Genomic DNA, 22,630 nt, shown 5'->3' with positions numbered 1-22,630 from the left:
AGACAGGAGTTTTTGATATGAACCTTCAGCAGCCACTCAAGCTTTTAGGTCAAATAAGGCGGAAATTCGTATTAGGCCTTGTATTGACCTATATGTATATTCAAATGTATGAGCCCCTTTCATTAGGCGAATTGGTGTTTCGCACCTTCGTCTATTTGGTTTTTCTCCTTTGTCTTTTTCCAAAAAGCAAGCTGTCACCTAAAAAACAATTTTTCATGCTCTTCTTGATGTGGATTCTGACACATCTCTTGTGGCTGGTGACAGGTGAAATCCAAGACAGTATTGGGCTGACCTTTTTTATGATTGGCTTTATCGCTTTTCGTTTTTCAGAGGCGCATCATCCCTATCTATTTGCTATCATCTTTTTCACCAGTGGGATCAGCTATTATATAAACGATTTTTCTTGGAACATGGTGATCACTCTCCCGCTATTCCAGCTGCTTGTGTATACACTTGTTTTGATTTCTAGAATGCGGCGGCGTGAACAGGAATTAAAGGAAGAACACTTCGGAGAACTGCAATTGGTTCACAAGGAATTATCAGAAGCCCATGAACAATTGAAAAAGGCGCATATGGAGCTTGAAGAAGCGACCGTTCAGTCACTCCAATTTGCAGTGCTGGAGGAGCGAAGCAGAATTGCACGTGACCTGCATGACAGTATCGGTCACCAATTAACCTCGATGATTGTCCAGCTGCAGTCTTTGCCCTACCGTTTAAAGCAGGAAGAACCAGAGCAGATGACGCAGACGTTTCAGGAGCTGATCCATATTTCTAAAAATTGTCTCACCGAAGTTCGTTCTGTGGTTCATCATATGGCGTCAGATGATGCAGGTCTCGGACTTGCCGGACTTCGCAGCCTCATCAAGCAAGGAGAGATATCGGGTGAGCTTGACATTCACTTTCATACAGAGCAGCTTACGTATAAAAAATGGCCGCTCTCCGTATCTGAACTGCTTTACCGCATTTTACAAGAAGCCATCACCAATACAATTCGCCATGCCAAGGCCACCGCGATGACCATTACACTATCTAACGACCAGCATGAGCTGATGATGAACATTGAAGACGATGGATATTTGACCAGCGAAAAAGATATTTCATTTGGCTTTGGACTGTCAGGCATGAAGGCACGGTGTGACGCAGCAGGCGGTTCCCTCAAGACGTCCATACGCGAGCCGCACGGCTTTTGTATCCATGTTCAAATTCCTATCAAGGAGGACTCCGAGACATGACAAACCCTATTAAGATTGGCATTATTGATGATCAGCCGCTGATCCGCCAAGGATTTCGTTATATTGCAAGCGCTCAAGAGGATATTGACGTCATATGGGAGGCGTCAGACGGTCAGGAGGCGGTTGAGCTCTGCTTGATCAACAAACCAGACGTACTGCTGATGGATGTACAAATGCCTGGAATGGATGGCATCACAGCAACAGAGCACATTTTAAAAAAGCATCCAGATGTAAAAGTTGTGATTCTCACGACCTTTGATACGGAAGAATACGTCTTTGACGGGATTCGTGCAGGAGCAGTCGGTTATTTGCTGAAGGATACAATGCCCGAGAAATTAATTGAGGCCATCCGCACCGCCTTTGCTGGTGAATCTGTCTTTCGAACGGCAGCCTCTGAGCACATGATGGCACGAGCTCTTCAGCAGGCAAATCATACACATCACACTCATCTGCTTCACGAATCATTTACAGAACGTGAACGCGATGTATTACAGCAAATGGCCTATGGCCTAAAGAATGAAGACATCGCTGATCAATTATTTATCAGCAAAAGTACGGTAAAAACACATGTGCACCGTATTTTACAAAAGCTCAATGCACAAGACCGTACACAGGCTGTCGTCTTCGCCATCCGGCACCGCCTCGTGAAATAAAAATTACCTTCATTTCAAAATTTTTATACAAAAAACATTTAAAACCTAAAATAAATCTATAAATTAATACTTATTAACTAGTATATTATGCTTATTTAATTTCTTATTTTATAGGTGATTGTGTTAAAAACTATCAAAAATAGGGAATAAAACCTATTCCTCATCCTGAATGAATTCCGATAGAATGAATAGTGCAAATCGTCATTAGGATATTTTCCCCTTTAACACCCGAATATACCATTTTATCTGTTTCTTTTTTCATAGTCAGATACCGGGAATGAAATGACGAAAGAAAAGCAAAGGAGCATCAACTGTGAATCTTAAAAAAATAAGTGCACTCCTCATGATTTCATTCGTGATGATCATCTCTGCCGCCTGCCAGAGCTCAGCCAAACCAACAGACGCTGATCAAAAGTCAACGAAAACAGCAGAGGTAAAAGTCAATAGCTACGAATATACGTTACCAGAAGACTCAACAACTACCCTGAGAGACAATGAATTGGTACTAAAAGTCAACCTGACGATCACAAATAAAGGTGACAAAGCCCTTTCATTATATAACTCTGACTTCTCCCTTTATCAGGACGATGCCAAAGTATCTGATTTAAAATTCTATGGCAGCAAAGACCGTCTTGACCTTGGTTCATTGAACAAAGGCAAGTCACTTTCAGGAGCTCTTTATTTCCTAGTAGACAAAGGGAAAAAATATCAGTTCGTCTATCAGGACAGCATCAAGAAAAACAGTGATTCCATCCAAATCGACCTAGATGGAAACAAAATACTCGATTCAGCAAAAAAGCTGGATAACCCAGCAAAAGCGTTATCCGCTTATACCGATATTATTGTTTTTGATAAAAAGAACGATCAATTCGCAGATTTAACGGGTGACAACCAATCGGATGTCGTCAATAAATACCATGAGATGTTTGTAAAAGACTTCAAAAGAAGTGCAGGAATATACGGAAATGAAGTGAGCGACCAAGATATTCTGTCGATGTACAAACGCATTCAAAACACCATGAAGGATAAAGCCAAGGTAGAAACAAGTGTGAAAACCATCTCTGATGACGAAGCAAAGGTTGTCGCTCAAGTAACAGGCATTGATGCTTCTAACTTAAAAGACAAGCTAGACAAGCAAAGAGACGAGTTTTACAACGGGAAAATCCGTTCTAAAGAAGAATTGTATAAAAAAAGCTTAAACATGTACGCATCTGAATTCGAAAAACTCCCTCCTGTTTCCAGCCCAGCTGAATATGAAGTGAAAATGAAACGTAATGGGGATGGTCAATGGAAAATTGACCTCAACGATTATAATACAGAGCAGTACATGAGTGGTTTTATTAAAACGAGATAATCTAAAAAAAGACGCCGGCCTCTGAAGGTCCGCGTCTTTTTTAAATTATACTGTCGCCTCTTGCTCTTCTTTCACCGCTTTTTCGATATCTTTAAAACGGCTTGATACAGTCGACGCACTAATGCCATACTTCTTCGCTACTTGTGCTTGAGAAAGCGGGGCATCGCTTGCAAGTGAATGAATGTAGTATTCGATTCCGGCAGCAAATGACGCTGCTTTACGGATCACTGGTGATTTCTGATCACAGTAGGCTTTCCAAACCGTTAAAGCACCATCTGTCAGGCTTTGGTCACCGTGCTCCTTCATTCCGTCTTCAATCAGCTTAGCTGTTTCCAGCTGGACGTCACTTGCCCAGTCCATACGATCTGCTGATAGACCTGCATCGCCTTCTGTTTGAGCAGGTGTTTCTGATTCTTCTACTTCTTGCTTCGCAAACATACACTTCAGCACATCAGGGAATGATTCTCTCATAAATGTGCTGCGCGCCCCTCCATTTGCTTCATATGCGTCAACAAGCTGGCGGACTTGAAGAAGAAGAGTATCTGTAAACTCTTTCGCAAACATTGTATATTGTATGAAAAACTCTGCCTTTTCTTCAAATTGAACAGGAAAACCAAGTACGAGACTTCCCTTTTCAGGCAGTACCGTTTGATCTGGTTTTACATCTACTTCAACCTTCTCCGCTGTTATCATATTCTCAAAGTAAAGAGACTCGTCCGTTTTTTCATTTAATAAAAGCAAAGATGGTTCCATGTCTGTCCAAGATTGGACCACTTGTCTTGTTTTCGGACGGGTAATATCTTCTGCTTTCTTTGTCAGAAATTCTTGGAAAATGGTTTCTTTCTGATCAGTTAATGGACGGAAGAAGATGCCCCATACACTCAAATGGAAAACTGAGATTTGCTGCGTTTCTTTATCCATATCTGCAAGGAAAGAAAACTCATTAATGAATTGGTTGATCGCTCTCTGATGCTTAGAAAAAGCATAATTCATTAAATCCTTTTGAACTTGTACAGCTTCCTTAAACACAAGCTCAGACGTTTGTTCTCCGCCTGATTTTTGACCACAGCAATGTTTATATTTTTTTCCGCTTCCGCATGGGCAGAGCGCATTTCGTTTAATTTTTCCCAAAATAAAACCTCCGACATTCTAGTCTAACCTCACTATTTTAACAAACGATTGCACAGGAGGGTTTTATTTTCAAGAAAAAAGAAAAATCAGAATGATCAGTTAAATTATAAATACACCTGAAGATCACGATAGATCATAGGAAAGACAGACTTTCTCTGTTTATTTTCTCCAATCATACCAACAGATTTTCCTTAGCTCATTCCTTCGAATAGCTGCTTTGCCTCAAAATAAAAGATTTGAACGAATTTCTTTGTATTGACTCTGCCTGTCGATCCTGTGGGAGAAGATGTCTTCTGCATTTCCTTCATTCTTTGGCTGACATCGGTAAAATCGAAAAACTTTGACGCGTAGTGCTCAAACTTAGGATTTGAGAAATCTGTTAATCCTAGTGAGGCAAAATGATTCAAGGAATGGTGAATAGCTCGTCTAATCCGCTGCTCCGCCGCTTTCACTTCCCGCATCACCTCTACATCGGTTGCACCTTGATTCAGTTTTCTTTCTGCTGTTTTGATAAACAGCTGCTTTAGCGGAGGGAAATTGACCTCATGAGAATTGGCTGACTGTGTTTCATGTAAGTAGATGAGTATCTCCAGTAAATCCTTAGAGCCGCTCTCACCGACAATTCCAAGCTCAGATAAGAGGAATTCCCCAGCCTCTTTCATCGTTCTTCTCTTCGCCTCAGCGCCGGCACCTTGAGAAATCACAGGCTCTAATGGCAGCACGTGGCGAAGAGAGGCTTGTATATCGTAAATCGATTTTTCCAGCTTGATACGCTCCATGACTTTTCGAATCACACTGACGATTTCAATGCGATTGACAGGCTTATGGATATAATATTCAATCCCCAGTTCATAGGCTTCTGCCATCATCTCTTTCGCCTCTACCTGGGAAATCATAATGACCTTGCCTTTGAATTCAGGGTGGATATGGCGAATGGTTTGAATGCCATCTCTAGAAGGCATTAAAAGGTCAATCAAAAGGATGTCTACTTTCTTGAGGTTCAGGGAATGTGCCTCTAATCCAACTCCGTCACCCGCTTCATCTACGACCTCTCCCAAATCCTCATCCTCTATGATTTGACCTAAAATCGAGCGTATTGCACGATCATCATCTGCAATGAAAAATCGCATACACTCACCCTCTCTGTATTAAATTTTGTATAGGAAGGACAAGCAGAAAAGCTGTACCTTTTGTTTCTTTTGGTTCGATTTGAATATGACCGTCAAGCTCTTGAACCAGCTCTCTCACATAGGATAAGCCAATCCCTGTAGACGGTGTTCCAAATGCATCAAATTTGGAGGTATAACCTGGATCAAACACAATCTCTCTCATTTTTTTAGGAATCCCTGGTCCATCATCTTCAATCCGAATCTCTATTTTATCATGACTTCCTTTCAATTCGAGTGAGATCATCCCGGTATCTTTTATTGCTTCGACTGCATTGGCCATTAAATTATTAATCAGCGATAAGAAAATAAACACATGATAATCATGCAGATGAATGCCCCTGATATCAGATGTAAAGGAGATGTTTTTCCCAAGAGATAAAGCATACTTCTCTTGAATCCGGATGACAATTTGAACGAGCTCTTCTGCCTTCATATAATCTTGCATATTCTCCTTCGAAATCAGCTTTGAAAGCCCAGCATAAATACGCTGATTGTCCTTTTTCACTTCATGAATTTCTCCTGCGAGCTTTAACAGATCCTGACTCACTTTTTTCCCCGCTTCGTGTTCATGCAGCAGACGGTAAAGCCGGTATGATTCTTGTGTAATATGCTCTGTATGTTTTAACGTTTTCTTTAGATGCACCGTTTCCTCATATAAATTCGAAATGACCATCATCATATGCTCATTTTGTTTCATGATCTGCTTTTCTCTTGATTGAGCCTCATACAGCTTCATCATATTAAAAAAACTGATCACCACAAAGCTGTGAGCAAACGCAATGAGGAACATATCGCTCAGCTTTGATAAGGTCATCGTTGTATTAAACACTAGAAATTGTACAAACAGCTCGACAAAATCAGCAACTAATTCGATCATCAGGCCGATGACCCCAATGAAAATAGAGTGCTGTTTAAAGCGTCCCGTGCGGACGGCAAAAAACAGGAAAGCATAAGTGAAATAGAAAAAGAAGCTTGGGAATTGCTGATAAAATGATGAAGCCAGATCAGCATTCTGCTGAATCAAATCTAAGCCTACTCGAAAAAGCACAATGGCTGCGCCTGTTAAAAATCCCGGCAACAGCGGTCTAGATTTTCTTAAGAGTAATAAGCAAAAGAAAAACGCAGGTGCGCCAAAGCTGATGCGAAACGTCTCATTCACAGGATAAAACTTCAGCTCTCCTGCAAGCGGCACAATGACTATCATAAAAATTAAAATGAATGCGTCCTTTTTGACAAGCTGATTTAAACTCAAATGACTGACATCCCTTCCCCTGTTTGCATAGCCACAGTATACAAGGAGACTCTTTTCTCCACAATGTACAAAAAAATAATTTTCACTGCTCCTTTTATCCTCAAAATCCGTTTTTATGACTATTCTCCGGGACAGCAAGGTGACCTTTCAGCTATTCACTGTTTTGATCATTGACGACAATAATAGGAATTGTTTAGACAATCATCGACAGACTGATTTTTATTTGTAAGTTTTTCTGTAGATTTACGTCAGATTGTGTAGTTTCCAAGATAAATTGAATGAATAATTTTAGTGAAACTATATGTAAGCGTTTTCTTAATTTTCACTAAAAACCCTTTTTGTTTTTCCGCCGACAATGCCTTCATTTGTACATATATTTAGGTGTAAAGGAGTGGTGCAAGCAGCGCATGACAAGTTCTTTGAAGATGTGTAACATGTTTTCGTGCCTATTTGATCGCATTTTTTGTCATCCGCCAATTCAATAGGGTACTTTTTGATTTTTGATTGGAGGAATCGTATGAAAACAGCAATTTCTAAAAATACACAACACGCATGCCAGTCTTCTGTTGATCAATGGGCAGAAGAAATACGTCCGTATTACATAAACGGACAGAATGCTGGCTACATTCCAGCACTTGGAAAAGTGAATTCCTCTCAACTTGGTATCAGCGTGATAGGCCCAGATGGATCATCTGTACGATATGGTAATTGGGACGTCCCCTTTACCCTGCAAAGTATCTCAAAAGTCATCAGCTTTATAGCTGCCTGTTTAGGAAGAGGCGTACCTTACGTCTTGGATCGTGTAGATGTAGAGCCAACTGGTGATGCATTTAATTCCATCTACCGTCTTGAGATGCATAAACCAGGGAAGCCCTTTAATCCAATGATTAATGCTGGAGCTATTACCGTATCCTCCATCCTTCCCGGAAAGACTTCTACAGAAAAGCTAGCATATATTTTCGATTTAATCGAAAACTTAATAGGTAAGCGTCCTTCTGTTAATGAAGAGGTTTATCAATCAGAATGGGCAACTGCGCACCGAAATCGAGCACTTGCTTATTATTTAAAAGAAACCAATTATTTAGAATCGGATGTCGAGGACACGTTAGAAGTGTATTTAAAGCAATGTTCCATCGAGGTCACAACAGAGGACATCGCCTTGATTGGACTGATTATATCAAGTGATGGCTACCATCCCTTTAAACAAGTCCAAGTCATCCCAAAAGATATCGCCAGACTAACAAAGGCATTGATGCTGACATGCGGCATGTATAATGCGTCTGGGAATTTTGCTGCTTTCGTAGGCGTTCCAGCCAAAAGTGGTGTGTCTGGAGGAATTATGGCTTGCGTTCCGCCAAGCGCAAGAAGAGAGTTCCCGTTTCAGACAGGCTGTGGAATTGGCATTTACGGTCCTGCCATTGACGATTGCGGAAATAGTGTTACTGGTGTCATGATGCTGAAAAAGCTCGCTAAGGAGTGGGATCTCAGTATTTTTTAAAAAGAACAGTGATGAATTCGAAGAGGTGATGTTATGAACGAAAAAGCTTTGCTATCTTATTTAACACATACAAATGATTTTATTTGGACTTATATTGTGATTGCTCTGTTACTTGGAGTTGGACTCTACTTCACATATAGAACACGCTTCATGCAAGTGAGAATGATGAAAGAAATGCTGCGTGTCCTGAAAGAAGGAAGAAAAGAAAAAGAGGGAATATCACCGTTCCAAGCATTTGCCATCAGTATGGCAGCACGTGTAGGGACAGGGAATATCACAGGGATTGCTATCGCTATTGCCATTGGCGGCCCTGGCGCCATCTTTTGGATGTGGATCGTAGCCATTATCGGATCTGCTTCCAGTTTCGTTGAAAGTACACTAGCTCAAGTATATAAAGTAAAAGACAAAACAGGCTTCCGCGGAGGACCTGCTTATTACATGGAAAAAGGGTTAAACAAGCGCTGGATGGGGATTTTATTTGCGATCCTGATTACGATTTCTTTTGGAATCGTCTTTAACGCAGTTCAATCAAATACGATCTCTGTCGCTTTTAAAAACTCCTTTGGTTTAGACCGTTTAACCGTCGGTATTGTGATGGCTGTCATTATTGCAGCAATCATTTTCAAAGGCATCCAAGCGATCGCAAAGGCTTCTGAATACATTGTCGTTGTGCTTGCAGTTGCTTATATCGGAATTGCGTTCTTTGTCATTGTCACAAATATCACGGAACTTCCTGGTGTCATCAGCACGATTGTGAAACACGCCTTCGGGTTTGAACAGTTCGCTGGCGGTACGCTAGGCGGTGCTTTATTACAAGGGATTAAACGTGGTCTTTTCTCGAATGAAGCCGGTATGGGTAGTGCACCTAACGCAGCAGCAACGGCTGTCACAAGCCACCCTGTTAAACAAGGATTAATCCAAGCATTCGGCGTGTTAACAGATACGTTAATTATTTGTACAAGCACAGCCTTCCTTGTTCTGTTTTCTGATGCGTATAAAACAACAAACCTGCAAGGAATTGAATTAACACAGGCTTCTCTTAGTCAGCATATTGGACCATGGGCCTCTGGCTTCCTTGCCATCATGATTTTCCTATTCGCGTTCAGTACATTGATCGGTAACTATTACTATGGGGAAACGAACATTGAATTCCTAGGAGCGAACAAAATTTGGCTAAACATCTATCGAATTGCCGTTATTGGAATGGTTCTGTTCGGTTCGGTTGCCACTGTTCCTCTCGTTTGGGGTCTAGCCGATCTCTTCATGGGACTCATGGTCATCGTCAACCTCATCGCCATTACCATGCTGTCTAAGGTCGCCTTCGCAGCACTGAAGGACTACACGAGACAGAAAAAAGAAGGCAAAGATCCTGTTTTCTATAAAAATGCCGTTCCAAACAATGAGAAAATTGAATGCTGGGACGACGAACCTGCTGCATTGAAAAAGAATCAAATCGGATAAATCAAAAAAGCTCTGGTCAACTGGGGACTGACCCCATAAGATGAGACAAATAAAAAACACCTTCAAGTTTGAAAACGGATCGTTGTGATCCGATATAAAACATGGAGGTGTTTTTCTATGGGGACAAGAGTGAGTTATCCGGTTGAAGTCAAACAGAAGGCTGTAGACATGAGATTGGCAGGCGTACCTATGAAAGAGATCATGCAAGAATTGAATATCAAAAATAAAACGCAGGTTCAAACATGGGTGAGGTGGCATCATGCTGGGGATACACACCGGTTCGAACAGCCTGTTGGAAAACAATATACCCATGGAAAGGGTCCCGAGTACTCTTCCGAATTAGAGAGACTGCGGGCAGAAAATCGCTATCTGAGTCAACAGAATGAAGTTTTAAAAAAGTACAACGAATTGGAAAGGAAGTTGATAAGGAAACGTCAATCAAACTGGTAGAAGAATTGCGCAAAAAGATGACAGTACAGGACATCTGTGTCCATTTAGGCATCTCACGCGCTTCGTTCTATAGATGGAAAAAGAATCTGACTCAGAATCATTCTAAAAGACAACTAGAGAAACAAATCGGCACGTTGTGCCGAGAGCACAAGTATCGATATGGATACCGAAAAATTACAGCCATACTAAAAGTGGGAATGCGTATTAACCATAAAACTGTTCAACGTATCATGCAGAAAAACCATTGGCAATGCCGGGTTAAAATGAAAAAGCGTAAGAAGAATGGGCAGCCCTATGCCGTGGCTGGTAATATACTCGATCGGAACTTTCAGTCTGATCGCCCTCTTGAAAAACTAGTAACGGACATCACGTATTTGCCTTATGGACAGAAACAATTGTACCTTTCCAGTATATTGGATTTATATAATGGAGAAGTGATTGCTTTTACGATTGGTGATAAGCAGGACACAGACTTTATCTTAAACACACTTGATCAGCTCCCAGCACTGCCTGAGAACTGCGTGTTACATAGCGACCAAGGTTCTGTGTATACATCTTACGAGTATCAGAAAGCTGTTCATATAAAAGGCATTACCATGAGCATGTCCCGTAAAGGGACGCCCGCTGATAATGCCTCCATCGAATCGTTTCATTCCTCACTAAAGTCTGAAACGTTCTATCTTAACAGCATTGATCGAACTACAACCACCATCGTAGAACACACTGTCAAAGAATATATTTATTATTATAACAACATTCGTATTCAAACGAAACTAAACAACCAATCACCGATAAACTATCGGCAATTGGCTGTATAAAGGTGTTGATCCCTGTCTCAATAACGGGGGTCAGTCCCACTGATCAGAGCTTTTTTCTTTATGTCAAAAATTCAAGTATGAGTTTGTTGACGACCTCTGGTTTCTCATGATTGATCCAATGAGAGGCATCATCGACAAAGATCAGCTGACCATTTGGACAGATCTTAATCGTTTCCTTCGCCAGCTTTCTGCTTAAAAATTTGTCCTCCATCCCCCAGATCATGCGAACAGGAACGAGAATTCGTTTGGAAATTGGCTTTTCAAAGCCGCCTTTTTTGATGGCTCGGTACCAATTCAGCATTGAGGTCAAGGCGCCTGGCTGCGTCCAAGCGAGCTTGTAGCTTGAGACATCTTCCTTCGTGAACAAATGTGGTCTTGCCGTCAGCCCAATGGCTTCATCCAGCTTTTGAAAGTGATTTTCTTGAAGTGCTGCCTCTGGAACATTCGGAAGCTGAAAAAAAGCGATATAAGAGCTTTTCTTCCACTGCGGCGGATAAAAAGGAAGAACCTTCATCATCACCCGCGGATGCGGCATATTGACAATGATTAATTTCTCGACATATTGAGAACGGGTTGAAGCCAAATGCCAAGCAACAGCTCCGCCCCAGTCATGTCCGCCGACAATCGCCTTTTGATTCGGGCTCAGCGTCTTGATCAAACCCACAATATCATCTCTCAGTTTATCTAATACGTAGGAATCGACTCCTTCTGGCTTGTCACTTAGATGGTAGCCTCTTTGATCAGGAACAACAACACGATAGCCTGCCTCAGCCAAGGGGATGATTTGATTTTTCCAGCCGTACCAAAACTCAGGAAACCCGTGGAGCAGCACAAGCAGCGGGCCATTTTCCGGTCCAGCCATTGCTGTATGAAGTGTTACACCATTTGTTTGGATTGATTGAAACTCAATTTGTTCCATTCCTTTGCCACCCTTCTCCTTGTCCTTTTATTCTTCCAACATAGCATATTTTCCATTTTTCAGAAAATAAAAACACTCACAAAAAAACCTTCACACTCGTGAAGGTCTTCGTCTATTTCATATAATTCAGAACCCAGATCAACCCATTTTTCCGGTCCTGTACTTGTCCGTGAAGTGCGCCAAAGAAGGTATCCTGTAATTCGACCAGTACATCTCCATCAGCTTCCAGCGCTTCATAGACAGCCTTTAGTTCTTCTTCATTGTCAAACTGCATGATCAATCTAAGATTCTCTGGCTTTGGCGTGCGTCCAAACGTATCTGAAAAATGAAGCAGTGATTCCCCAAGGTGCAATTCAGCATGCAGGACACGGTCTTGATGTTCATTTAAGATCTGAATATCCCCACCAAAAATCCCTTGATAATATTGAAGAGATTCTTTCACATCTTCTACAACAATATAAGGACTAACACTAATCATATCCCTCATCCTCCTCTTGTTCCGTCCATCATCTCTTTTATAGCTTATCCCAAATCGTATGAAAAAAGGCACAAATCGTCAACGGATTTGCACCTTTTTCTCATGAAGATTTCGCTAATTTACTGTGTTTGTTTGAATACGCTGCGTACATGACGACACCGATTAACAGCCAAACCCCAAAGTAAAGCCATGTCCGGCCTGGTAAGTTGAGCATAAGGAACAAGCAGCAGCCCATTGATATAATCGGCAAAACCGGCACAAAAGGAACCCTGAAGCCCCTCTCAAGCTGCTGATGTGTCTTTCTCAAAATAAGCACAGATAAACTGACCATGGCAAACGTTAATAATGCACCGATATTCGCTAAGTTGGACAGATCCTTCAAATCAATAAAGCCTGAAATAACAGCTGTCATTCCGCCAATCATCCATATGCTGGCAACAGGCGTATCGCTTTTGTTTGTTTTTGAAAACACTTTAGGCAAAAGTCCGTCTCGGCCCATCGCATAGGCAATTCGAGTTGCTGCATAATTATTGGCGAAAATCACAGCCATCAATCCAATGACCGCACCAACCGAAATAATACCAGCCACGCTATTTTGATGTACACTTTGCAGGACATAGGACATAGCCTCTGTGACATTCAGCTTTGTATAATGCACCATGCCTGTCATGACCAAACAAACGACAATGTAAATGATCGTACAAATAAGTAATGAACCTATGATCCCAATTGGCAGGTTCCGCTGCGGATTTTTCACCTCTTCTGCTGAAGCAGAAATCGCATCAAACCCTAAAAAGGCAAAAAATACAGCAGCAGCACCAGCAATGACACCTTCTGCACCAAACGGCATAAACGGCTGCCAATTGGATGGCTGTACATAAAAGCCGCCTACTACAATGAAAAGAACAATAATACCGAGTTTCACAAACACCATGATATTATTAAATTTTTTACTTTCCTTCGTTCCTCTAGATAAGATCCACGCAATCAGTAAAGCAATGATAATCGCCGGCAGATTCATATATCCGCCTTGCTCTGGCCCCGCTAAGAATTGATGCGGAATCGAAATTCCAAATCCCTCAAGCAGGCTGTTGAAATAACTCGACCAGCCGCTGGCGACAGCTGAAGCAGTCAGCATATAAACAGACAATAAGGTCCAGCCCATCAAATGGCCTACAAGCTCGCCCATGGTCGTATATGAATAAATGTACGCACTGCCGAATACAGGAAGCGCTGAAGCCATTTCTGCATAACAAAGTGCTGCCAAACTGCACACAATGGCTGCAATCGCAAAGGAGAAAATAACAGCCGGTCCTGCATCTTTAGCCGCTGTTATACCAGTTAACACCATAACCCCTGTGCCAATCACTGCCCCTATACCAAGAAGCGTGAGATCTAGCCCGCCCAGTGTTTTCTTTACCTTTTGCTGTCTGCTCTGTTCCAACAAATCGTGAATGTGTTTCTTACGAAGAATATGTCGCAAACCCTTTCCCTCCAAAACGTTAGAAAAACAAAAAATCATTCAAATTTCATTATAGCAGAATAGGTACTAAGCATTCACAACCAATTCACGTAAATCTTTCTTCATGATTTTACCAAGCTTGTTTTTTGGGAGTTCACTGATGAAATGAATGGATGGCACTTTGTAATCTGCCAAACGTTCCTGACAATAGTTCACCACATCTTCTTCGCAGAAATCGGCGGATTCGTCTTTTACGATATATGCACTTGGCACTTCACCATATAATTCGTCCGGCACCCCGATGACAGCTGATTCAATCACGCCTGGAATTTGTTCAATGACTTCTTCTACTTGGTCAGGATAGATATTGTCTCCGCCGTATAAAATCACATCTTTGTATCTGCCTGTGATAAATAGAAACCCGTCTTCATCTAGATAGCCTGCATCTCCCATATGGAACCAGCCATCTTTGAGCACCTTCGCAGTAGCGTCAGGCTGATGATAATAGCCTAAGAAATAAAATGGGCTTCTCATGACGACTTCGCCAATTTCTCCAGCTGGCAGTGTTTCCTCAGTCTCAGGGTGAACGATTTTCACTTCTACATCTGGATCCACTTTACCAGCAGAGCCCATTTTATCCTCGCCCATCGCAGGATGCCACGCACTGACAACCCATGCTTCCGTGCTTCCGTAGCCATGCATCATCTGAATGCCTGCTTCTTTGTAGTCCTTAATCAAACGGACCGGCACCTTCGTACCGCCAGAAATCGCAATTTCAAAGGATGAAAGATCATACGAACCGCGCTTCATTTCTTCCAGCATGTACGTATAAGCTGATGGGAAAGCCATCATGAACGTTATTCTTTCTTTTTCGATCGTTTCTAAAATGCGCTTCGGTGTTGCATCATGTAAGAAAACAAGCGTATACCCTTCAATGGCAGCAGCGATCAGATGATTAATTGAACTCATATGATAGAGAGGGTGACTCGCCAAGTACCGTTTCCCTTTCAAGTCAAATCCTCGATTCCCGCGTCTTGTTAAAAATTGATAGATTCGTCCATGTCCGACCATACAGCCTTTTGGATTCCCCGTTGTCCCAGAGGTAAATAAGATCATCGCTAGGTCCTCTTCTGATACCTCTTCCGCAAGATTACTGCCATCATTTGAAGTCAATAGGTCTTCAAACAGCTGCGTAGTTTTCGCATTTACACCAGATTCCACCATGAGACAGTTATCTAAAGATACATTCACCGCAGCAATCATGTCACGGAATTCTCGGTCAAAAAATAAAGCTTTTGGCTCTGCTTTTTTCAAAATACCTTCCAGCTCAAAAGAAGTAAGCTGCCAGCTAAGCGGAACTGCGACTGCACCTGCTTTAATGGCTGCCAGCATAATCGTTGAAAAGTGATGATGGTTTTGACAAATAAAGCAAACGCGGTCACCTTTTCGAATTCCTTTTTGATTTAAGTAATGAGCAAGCTGATCGATGCGTTTTGCATATTCTTCAAATGTATAAGACACCCCTCCGCCAGTTACCGCCTCAATTTGTGAAGAGCGTTCCATTCTGTCGTTTAGTAATGCCTGTAAAGTATTCAATATCTTCATCTCCAAACGTTTGATTTCCAATAGCCAATTTCCAGCGAATTGGGTTGGCAGATTTTATCTCATTCACATTCTAAAATAAAAACAGCTGAAAGTAAAATCATTTCATTTTGGAATTGTTCTTTATATTAATTGATAATATAGGTAATTTTATAGCCGTCTTCCATTTTGGTTTAAATCATGCTGATTATTATGATAAGATAGACCTAGTAATTGATCGGAAATGCGAATGCAATAGGAAAAGAGGTATGGAGAATGCAACATTTCGAGCTAGAGGCAAGTTTGTTAGACCATGCACTGACAAAGTATTTAAAGGCGACGAAACAAATAGATGAAGAAAATATTCCGAAAAACGTCACGAATGTTAAAGGGTTTATTTTACGTATCATATACCGCCATCAATCATGTACTGTGAAAAATATTCTGCAGGAAGTTTCATTATCTCCCTCTGCAACAACAACCGCTCTCAATCACTTAGAAGACGAAGGGCTGATCATCCGCTCTCGAAATAATAATGACCGCCGTACTGTGTGGATTGAACTCTCTGAATCGGGTAAACAAATTGCTAAACAAATGATCGACAATCGCCAGCTGCTTGTGAATCAATTGTTCAACCACCTTTCAGAGGAAGATAAAAAAACATTTTTTGAATTAATTGAAAAAATGATGGACGAGCACACATTAAAGGCTTAGGAATACTCCTAAGCCTTCTTTTTATGGCTTTAAGACGACCTTTATACAATCATCCTGTTTGTCATTGAAGATGTGGTACGCATGAGCAGCTTCATCTAATGGTAATTTGTGAGTGATAATGGCTCTAGGATCAATTTCACCGCTTGTCACTTTTTGATAGAGCTTTGACATGTATCCTCTCGCCGGGGCTTGGCCCATTTTCAGGGTGACGTTTCTTGCGAAAAAAGCGCCTAAAGGAAACATGTTGTACAGGCCGCCGTATACACCTGTCATCTGCACTGTTCCACATTTGCGAACGGCTTTTGTGGCAATTTGAATGGGTCCGATCGTTCCACCTTGCAGCTTGAGCTTTTGCTCAATTTTTTCAAGCGGCGACTTCTTCCCGTCCATTCCCACACAATCAATCACAACATCGGCCCCGCCCTTGGTGAGCTCCTTTAACGTTTCTCCCATATCAGGATCTTCTGTAAAATCAAAGACCTCAACGCCGCTCATCCGTTTTGCATGCCGCAGGCGGTAATCAATGTAATCGACAGCAATCACACGTTCTGCTCCTTTTTGCCAAGCAAATTGCTGTGCCATTAACCCAACAGGACCGCAGCCTAGCACGATGACCGTATCACCTTTTTTCACACCTGCGTGCTCTACGCTCCAATAAGCGGTTGGCAGGACATCTGATAAAAAGAGCAATTGTTCATCCTCCAGCTCGCAATTATCTGGGATCTTAAACGGGGTGTAGTTGCCAAAAGGGACGCGTAAATACTCTGCCTGTCCTCCGGGGTAATTCCCATATTTCTCACTATAGCCAAATAGTCCACCCGAATCGTAGTGCGGGTTTGAGTTGTCACATTGGCTTTCTAAGTGATGATCGCAATATTGGCATTTACCACATGCAACTGTAAATGGAATGACGACACGGTCTCCCTTTTTTACGGCTGTGACATCCGGGCCAACTTCCTCCACAATCCCCATTGGTTCATGCCCAATCACATAGCCGATAGGAAGCGGGAAATTTCCCTGATACAAATGTAAATCTGAACCGCAAATGGCTGTTGATGTAATACGTATGATCACATCTTCCCGATCTTGAATCGACGGTGCATCTACTTTCTTCACTGCAATGCTATTTTTCCCTTGATAAGTAACAGCTCTCACATGCACTTCCTCCTTTAGCTCAAGTCATCTTTACATATCTTCCTCATCAAATGAGAAATTTATGTGGAGGAGAGAAAAACAAAAAAAGTCTGTCGATTGTTTCGACAGACTCATGGCGTTGTGTAACGCGTTACACACTTATTCCTTTTCGACAAAAAACAAATCATATTGAGTTGAAGTCTCCCGATTGAACATGAAATTCCCTTCTTGAATAAAATAGGGACATATACTTGGGCTTGGAGATTCTTCAAACTGCTCATACACCTGCTCAATTTCTCCTGGAAGCAGCAAAACCAACATTTTATTTGAATGAGACACAAATTCATAAGAGTGGATCGTATCCGGCGGGATATAGGCAAAGTCACCCGGCATCAAGCAAATATCCTCTCCGTTCAAATGAAGGTTCATCTTCCCTTCAACACAATAGATTGCTTCTGTATGAACTTGATGATAATGCGGCGGGAAATATTTCTCCTTCGTTCCTTCAACCACAAAATGACTGAATCCGCCTCCTGTTGTTTCTACTGTTGCAATCAGCTCATGAATCTGACCATCAATGATGTATTGCTTCCCTTCACCAGCCTCTAATACATAAGGCTGTATCTCTTGAGGAAGCTGACTATGAAATAAAACGGAGGGCCTCGTTGTATTAGACAGTTCTCTGATTCCATGCATCAGGATGATATCGCTTTCTTTTTCAGCCTGCTGAAAACTGGCTGCATCAAAAGCATGATGAGTCATAGACCATTCATTCTGCAAAAGCCTCTTTCCAATTTGCTGATAGACATCAGTCATTTTTCCGCCCAGCGTATATGAAATAAATCTTGTTTTATGACTATGCATTCTGTAGCCATGAATCGTTTTGGGCGGGATATGAATATAATCAAAGGCTGTGACCATGTATTTTTTACCGTCCAGCATCACTTCAAGCTTTCCTTCCAGCACAAAAATAGTTTCAAATAAGTGCTCATGACAGTGCAGCGGGAAATATGCTCCTTTCCCACCTATGATTAAGGCAAGCTCAAACAGCTGATTCGTTTGATTTGCTTCTGCCAGCATATGAACAAGCTGATTCTCCAGCCCATACAGCTTCCCAGAACCAGACACGGTATAAAAAGAGGTACCTTCGGATTGCTTCATCGATTGCGGTTGCTCCGACATCCCATCACTCCTCATGACTAATTGACTATCTATATTATATAGACCAATTGATATAATAGATAGACAATATGCGAGAGATTTTACTCTTCTCGCATAAATAAGTGTCTAAGGTAACTTTTTACGTGTTCTAAAGGGGTCGTTTGCTTGAGTGCAGTGGTCATCGATAGATCCCCGATCACCCCCCGAGTGAAAGAGAGAATTCAGCTCATCCGATTAGGCAAAGCCCGCTTATCATTCTTTATTGATTTAATAAACTAGTTCCTTTCCAAATTGAGGATGTCTCCATTTCCGCCGCAAGCCTGAGCAGCCAGTCCTCTTTTCCTTTAGGTGCTGTCACTTGTACCCCTAAAGGCATGCCCGCGCTAGTGAGATGAACAGGAACACTCATTGATGGCTGACCTGTTAAGTTGGCAAGCTGTGTAAATGGGGTGTAGGTCAAGCTCTTGAGGAACATGTCATAAATGAGATCCTGCTGTGCTTGCATGGAAAGAGATGACACCCGTAAAAGTGCGGCTGTTTCCTCATCTGAATGCATAAGTTCACCAACCTTTGGAGCTGAATAGGCAGTAGCTGGTGTCACATAGAGATCGTAGGTTTGATGAAATGATGCCATTTGTGCAGCAGCCCGATCCCACGCATCAAGACTTTCTGTATAAGCAGCAGCGGTCACATTCTTGCCAGCCTCCGCCAGCACCCATGCCACGATGTCCGTTTCCTCCGGCTTTACTGGACGCCCTAACGAACGAGCCAAGGAAGTGAATAACGCAGACATTTCTCCGCTGTTCATCACGTAATATTGCTGCATGAGATGAATCCCATCAATTTCCGGCTTGGCTTCCTCTACTTGATGACCTTGCTCACTCAGCCATTTCACTGTTTGCTGAACCGCCTGCTTCGCCTCCTCACTGACCTTCGTGCCAACTGGAGATTCTACGCTGTAAGCAATTCGCATAGAAGATGTACGTTTCGCCAGATCCTCTTGGTAACTGCCATCGTATAACGGAGTTTGGAAAGCAGCTTCAGGCTGAATGACTTGAAGAAGATCAAGAAGGGCTGCACTGTCCCGCACTGTTTTTGTGAGTGTAAAGTCAATGGAAGCCCCTTGCCACTGCCTTCCTGCGCCTGGCCCTACTGGCGTTCTTCCCCGCGTAGGCTTAAGGCCGAACAAACCGGTAAAGGATGCTGGAATCCGGATGGAACCACCGCCATCACTTGCTCCGCCAGCAGGTACAATGCCGCTTGCAACAGCTGCTGCTGTCCCGCCGCTTGAACCGCCCGGAGAATAGTCCGTATTCCAAGGATTTCTCGTTGGACCATGTAACGCAGGCTCCGTCACATTTCTTAAACCGAATTCCGGTGTATTTGTATGTCCGATCATGAGAAAACCAGCCTGCTTCAACCGATCAACAAAGTGCGAATCCGAATTTGCTTTTACATCCTTTAACAGCAAAGCTCCTGCTGTCAGCGGTTCATTTTGAATCCCTTGCGATATATTTTTCAGCACAAACGGAACGCCCGCAAATGGCTGATACTCATGTAACTCCTTGATGTCTTTTAAAACTTGTTCTTGTCTCGTCCGTATCACAACGTTTAGTTCTGGATTGACCTCATTCAATCTATCAAATGCCGCCTGCATAAGCTCCTCTGGCGTTACCTGCTTATTCCGCACAAGTGCTGCCAAGCCAGCCGCATCATACGTCATATACTCTTTTACGTTCATCAGCATGTCCTTCTTTCTCTTATCATGATGTCTCTATTGTCTACTAGAATTCTATGAATTTCAATTTCGGGTTACTTGTAAAAATAACTTTCTGAACAAGACGACAATTCTACTATCCCATCCCTCTGCTTTCTCCGATATAATAGAGAAAAAAAGACCGAGGTCATCGGATGAGAGGAGCCACGCATTGAAAAAGAAATTACTTATCGTCATTGCGTTTCTTCTTGCGTTGACAACTGCTTTGCCCTTCCATTCGCAGGCAGCTGCACCGCCAAAAGAAACAGATGTCATCATCGTCTATAAAAATCAAAAAGGAAAACAAACAGCTATTAAGGAAAGTGAGAAAGTGAACGCACAGTACATACATCTTCCCGCTGTCGCTGTGACAGCAGATGAACAAGCGGTCACCTCACTCAAAAAAGACCCAAACATCGCTTACGTCTCAAAAAACGTAAAGGTTAAACTCGCGGCTTCTACTATGAAGAAAACAGCCGCTGCAACTAATCAGGATGCATTGATACAAAAATCTTACAATCTGCAAAAACTAAATATAAAGCAAGCAATAAAAGAAGGCGTCACTGGTAAAAATGTAAAAGTAGCCGTTTTAGATACTGGTATTTTCCCACACGAGGATTTAAAGGTATCCGGCGGTAAATCATTCGTGAACTACACATCCTCTTATAAAGATGATGAAGGACATGGCACACATGTCGCCGGCACGATTGGTGCGCTTAATAACGATTATGGAACAGTCGGCGTGGCTTCCGGTGTGAAGCTGTATGCTGTGAAAGTGTTAGATAAAAAGGGAGAAGGCGACCTGTATAGTCTGCTTCGAGGCATCGATTGGGCGATTACCAACAAGATGGACATTATTAATTTAAGTTTAGGCTTTGAAGACAATATCCCCATCTTGCGTTCAGCAGTGGATGAAGCATATAAAAAGGGATTACTTGTGGTCGCTGCAAGCGGAAATGAGGGCAAAAAGAATTATATTAGCTACCCTGCCGCGTACAATAGCGTCATTGCTGTTTCCGCAACGAATGAAAAAGATAAGCTTGTTTCCCTCTCAAATACAGGGAAAGGCATTGAATTTTCTGCCCCTGGGGAGAACGTTATCAGCACTTATTTAAAAAATGAATATTGGTATGCAACGGGGACATCACAAGCTGCACCGCATGTCACAGGAATGCTGGCACTGTTAAAGCAGCTTCATCCGAAGAAAACAAATGCACAGCTTCGCACTTTATTGCGCAGCTATACAGTGGATCTTGGCGCAAAAGGGAAGGATCCGCAATTCGGCTATGGCCGCGTGCAGTATGTGCCGCAATCCACCTTTTTAAAGGCTGCGGCCAGTGCTGTCAAAAAAGCCGAAACATCTAAAAAGCAGGCAGATGTCAATCAAGCCAAAATGAGAATTGGCCGGCTCACTGCAAGCAGGCAAAAAACAGCACTCACAGAACGGGTGAAGAAAGTCCAAGCAGCCATTGATATCCACTCGGCACGTGCAAAGGTCAAAACAGCCGAAAAGAACAAAACACAGGGCGCTATTAAAAGTGCTCAAACGGCCATCAAAAAACTAAATAAAGGCAAAGAAAAAACAAGCCTGCAAAACCGGCTTGACAAAGTCAAAAAACAAGTCGCTTATCAAAAGAAAGTGACAGACGCTAAACAAAAGGTCAAAAAAGCGGAAGCCAAACGAACAAAGAAAACAAAAGCAGCGGCTCAAAGCGCTGTCAAACAGCTAAAAGCCTCCAAAACAAAAACCAATTTACAAAAACGATTAAACCGTATTAAGGTTTAACAGAAAAAACGATTCCTTTCAGCGAGGAATCGTTTTTTTATCTCAACATTGGCTCAAACAAGCTGTGATGATATTTCCCTTCGGCATCTGCCCTCACTTGATCAAGAATACTTTCTAACGAAGCCGTCACGCCCTCTAATGCCCGCCGTACTGTACCATTCTCAAAATCAGCTAAACTCTCCGGCAATTCATCTTCATCCAGCACAAAGACATCACCATTCGGAAGAACGAGAAGATCAATAATGAGGTCTTCAAACATGACCAGCTGCCCGTTGAACTGTGTATCTCCCACCATATTAAAATAAGATCCTAGTTCCTTCCCTTGATGATCTCTCCAGAAATATATGTTGTAAGGACGATCCTTCCAATAATAGGCGGTCGTATAGCTCCCTTTTGGAATGGTTAGAGCACTATCACCTGCCCTCATCGTAAATGGGTCTTCAATCTTGTGAAACAGTACAGCCTGCTGTCCCTGTGCGTCTAACAGCTGACAGGTATGTTCCACAACTTTCTGATCGTATTTGATTTTTCTCTCGATGACTTCATCCCAACGATCCGCATGCAGCGAAAACAACATGTCACAACTCCCTCTAAACATCTCGTTTCTTTCCAGTATACACC

Annotated in this window: 19 protein-coding genes; 8 read left to right on the top strand and 11 right to left on the bottom strand. The window is 42.3% G+C overall.

The window, feature by feature from the left end:
- Positions 1-17: 17 nt before the first annotated feature.
- The 3 genes from M1D81_RS01520 (at position 18) to M1D81_RS01510 (ending at position 3,239) form a co-directional block, all read left to right on the top strand.
- Positions 18-1,232, top strand: a complete 1,215-nt coding sequence (locus M1D81_RS01520; RefSeq protein ID WP_456265846.1) for a histidine kinase — start codon at positions 18-20, stop codon at positions 1,230-1,232.
- The gene (locus tag M1D81_RS01515) at positions 1,229-1,885 is read left to right on the top strand and encodes a response regulator (protein ID WP_456265847.1); all 657 of its coding nucleotides are present in this window, start codon (positions 1,229-1,231) and stop codon (positions 1,883-1,885) included. The genes M1D81_RS01520 and M1D81_RS01515 overlap by 4 nt, the downstream gene beginning before the upstream one ends.
- Before the next feature lie 313 nt (positions 1,886-2,198).
- Positions 2,199-3,239, top strand: a complete 1,041-nt coding sequence (locus tag M1D81_RS01510; RefSeq protein WP_456265848.1) for a DUF4352 domain-containing protein — start codon at positions 2,199-2,201, stop codon at positions 3,237-3,239.
- Between the two features lie 45 nt (positions 3,240-3,284).
- Here M1D81_RS01510 and M1D81_RS01505 read toward each other — a convergent pair whose 3' ends face one another.
- From M1D81_RS01505 to M1D81_RS01495, 3 genes are all read right to left on the bottom strand, one after another.
- Entirely contained in the window at positions 3,285-4,370 is a 1,086-nt protein-coding gene (locus M1D81_RS01505; protein WP_034283189.1) for an SEC-C metal-binding domain-containing protein, read from the bottom strand.
- Positions 4,371-4,561: 191 nt separating this feature from the next.
- The gene (locus M1D81_RS01500) at positions 4,562-5,500 is read right to left on the bottom strand and encodes a response regulator (RefSeq protein ID WP_456265849.1); all 939 of its coding nucleotides are present in this window, start codon (positions 5,498-5,500) and stop codon (positions 4,562-4,564) included.
- Between the two features lie 4 nt (positions 5,501-5,504).
- Positions 5,505-6,791, bottom strand: a complete 1,287-nt coding sequence (locus tag M1D81_RS01495; RefSeq protein ID WP_456265850.1) for an ATP-binding protein — start codon at positions 6,789-6,791, stop codon at positions 5,505-5,507.
- Between the two features lie 517 nt (positions 6,792-7,308).
- Here M1D81_RS01495 and M1D81_RS01490 point away from each other — a divergent pair.
- The 3 genes from M1D81_RS01490 (at position 7,309) to M1D81_RS01480 (ending at position 11,018) form a co-directional block, all read left to right on the top strand.
- Entirely contained in the window at positions 7,309-8,289 is a 981-nt protein-coding gene (locus tag M1D81_RS01490; protein ID WP_456265851.1) for a glutaminase, read from the top strand.
- A gap of 33 nt (positions 8,290-8,322) precedes the next feature.
- Complete coding sequence (locus tag M1D81_RS01485) at positions 8,323-9,750, top strand: alanine/glycine:cation symporter family protein (protein WP_151040472.1); 1,428 nt, start codon at positions 8,323-8,325, stop codon at positions 9,748-9,750.
- 117 nt (positions 9,751-9,867) lie between these two features.
- A protein-coding gene (locus M1D81_RS01480; RefSeq protein ID WP_456265852.1) for an IS3 family transposase occupies positions 9,868-11,018 on the top strand; the annotation gives its coding sequence in 2 pieces (ribosomal slippage) (positions 9,868-10,141 and positions 10,141-11,018; 1,152 coding nt in all).
- 58 nt (positions 11,019-11,076) lie between these two features.
- On the opposite strand, the gene M1D81_RS01475 is transcribed toward M1D81_RS01480, so the two are convergent.
- The 4 genes from M1D81_RS01475 to M1D81_RS01460 form a co-directional block, all read right to left on the bottom strand.
- The gene (locus M1D81_RS01475; protein ID WP_456265853.1) at positions 11,077-11,937 is read right to left on the bottom strand and encodes an alpha/beta fold hydrolase; all 861 of its coding nucleotides are present in this window, start codon (positions 11,935-11,937) and stop codon (positions 11,077-11,079) included.
- 112 nt (positions 11,938-12,049) lie between these two features.
- Positions 12,050-12,415, bottom strand: coding sequence for a VOC family protein (locus M1D81_RS01470; protein ID WP_025092526.1), 366 nt, complete (start codon positions 12,413-12,415; stop codon positions 12,050-12,052).
- Between the two features lie 100 nt (positions 12,416-12,515).
- Positions 12,516-13,898, bottom strand: coding sequence for an amino acid permease (locus M1D81_RS01465; protein ID WP_456265854.1), 1,383 nt, complete (start codon positions 13,896-13,898; stop codon positions 12,516-12,518).
- Between the two features lie 66 nt (positions 13,899-13,964).
- A complete protein-coding gene (locus M1D81_RS01460; protein WP_456265855.1) occupies positions 13,965-15,473 on the bottom strand; it encodes a class I adenylate-forming enzyme family protein in 1,509 nt (502 codons plus the stop codon).
- A 261-nt stretch (positions 15,474-15,734) separates the two neighbouring features.
- Here M1D81_RS01460 and M1D81_RS01455 point away from each other — a divergent pair, with 261 nt between their 5' ends.
- A complete protein-coding gene (locus M1D81_RS01455; protein ID WP_149126037.1) occupies positions 15,735-16,172 on the top strand; it encodes a MarR family winged helix-turn-helix transcriptional regulator in 438 nt (145 codons plus the stop codon).
- A 21-nt stretch (positions 16,173-16,193) separates the two neighbouring features.
- On the opposite strand, the gene M1D81_RS01450 is transcribed toward M1D81_RS01455, so the two are convergent.
- The 3 genes from M1D81_RS01450 to M1D81_RS01440 all read right to left on the bottom strand — a co-directional run bounded on the left by M1D81_RS01450 (position 16,194) and on the right by M1D81_RS01440 (position 20,208).
- Complete coding sequence (locus tag M1D81_RS01450; protein WP_456265856.1) at positions 16,194-17,327, bottom strand: zinc-dependent alcohol dehydrogenase; 1,134 nt, start codon at positions 17,325-17,327, stop codon at positions 16,194-16,196.
- Between the two features lie 138 nt (positions 17,328-17,465).
- Complete coding sequence (locus tag M1D81_RS01445; protein ID WP_456265857.1) at positions 17,466-18,488, bottom strand: quercetin 2,3-dioxygenase; 1,023 nt, start codon at positions 18,486-18,488, stop codon at positions 17,466-17,468.
- Positions 18,489-18,726: 238 nt separating this feature from the next.
- Positions 18,727-20,208, bottom strand: coding sequence for an amidase (locus tag M1D81_RS01440; protein WP_456265858.1), 1,482 nt, complete (start codon positions 20,206-20,208; stop codon positions 18,727-18,729).
- Between the two features lie 187 nt (positions 20,209-20,395).
- Here M1D81_RS01440 and M1D81_RS01435 point away from each other — a divergent pair, with 187 nt between their 5' ends.
- Entirely contained in the window at positions 20,396-22,009 is a 1,614-nt protein-coding gene (locus M1D81_RS01435) for a S8 family serine peptidase (protein ID WP_456265859.1), read from the top strand.
- Positions 22,010-22,046: 37 nt separating this feature from the next.
- Here M1D81_RS01435 and M1D81_RS01430 read toward each other — a convergent pair whose 3' ends face one another.
- Positions 22,047-22,586 carry a DUF402 domain-containing protein gene (locus tag M1D81_RS01430; RefSeq protein WP_456265860.1) on the bottom strand — a complete coding sequence of 180 codons (540 nt, stop codon included), beginning with the start codon at positions 22,584-22,586 and terminating at the stop codon, positions 22,047-22,049.
- Between the last annotated feature and the right edge of the window lie 44 nt (positions 22,587-22,630).

Source organism: Bacillus sp. JZ105 (assembly GCF_053903125.1).
Note: the sequence above shows the minus strand (reverse complement) of the source record. Positions and strands in the feature narration are given on the sequence as shown.

Coding starts and splice junctions, on each gene's coding strand:
- M1D81_RS01520 (WP_456265846.1), top strand. CDS start 18: ATGAACCTTCAGCAGCCACTCAAGCTTTTAGGTCAAATAAGGCGGAAA.
- M1D81_RS01515 (WP_456265847.1), top strand. CDS start 1,229: ATGACAAACCCTATTAAGATTGGCATTATTGATGATCAGCCGCTGATC.
- M1D81_RS01500 (WP_456265849.1), bottom strand. CDS start 5,500: ATGCGATTTTTCATTGCAGATGATGATCGTGCAATACGCTCGATTTTA.
- M1D81_RS01490 (WP_456265851.1), top strand. CDS start 7,309: ATGAAAACAGCAATTTCTAAAAATACACAACACGCATGCCAGTCTTCT.
- M1D81_RS01485 (WP_151040472.1), top strand. CDS start 8,323: ATGAACGAAAAAGCTTTGCTATCTTATTTAACACATACAAATGATTTT.
- M1D81_RS01475 (WP_456265853.1), bottom strand. CDS start 11,937: ATGGAACAAATTGAGTTTCAATCAATCCAAACAAATGGTGTAACACTT.
- M1D81_RS01470 (WP_025092526.1), bottom strand. CDS start 12,415: ATGATTAGTGTTAGTCCTTATATTGTTGTAGAAGATGTGAAAGAATCT.
- M1D81_RS01455 (WP_149126037.1), top strand. CDS start 15,735: ATGCAACATTTCGAGCTAGAGGCAAGTTTGTTAGACCATGCACTGACA.
- M1D81_RS01445 (WP_456265857.1), bottom strand. CDS start 18,488: ATGTCGGAGCAACCGCAATCGATGAAGCAATCCGAAGGTACCTCTTTT.
- M1D81_RS01440 (WP_456265858.1), bottom strand. CDS start 20,208: ATGAACGTAAAAGAGTATATGACGTATGATGCGGCTGGCTTGGCAGCA.
- M1D81_RS01430 (WP_456265860.1), bottom strand. CDS start 22,586: ATGTTGTTTTCGCTGCATGCGGATCGTTGGGATGAAGTCATCGAGAGA.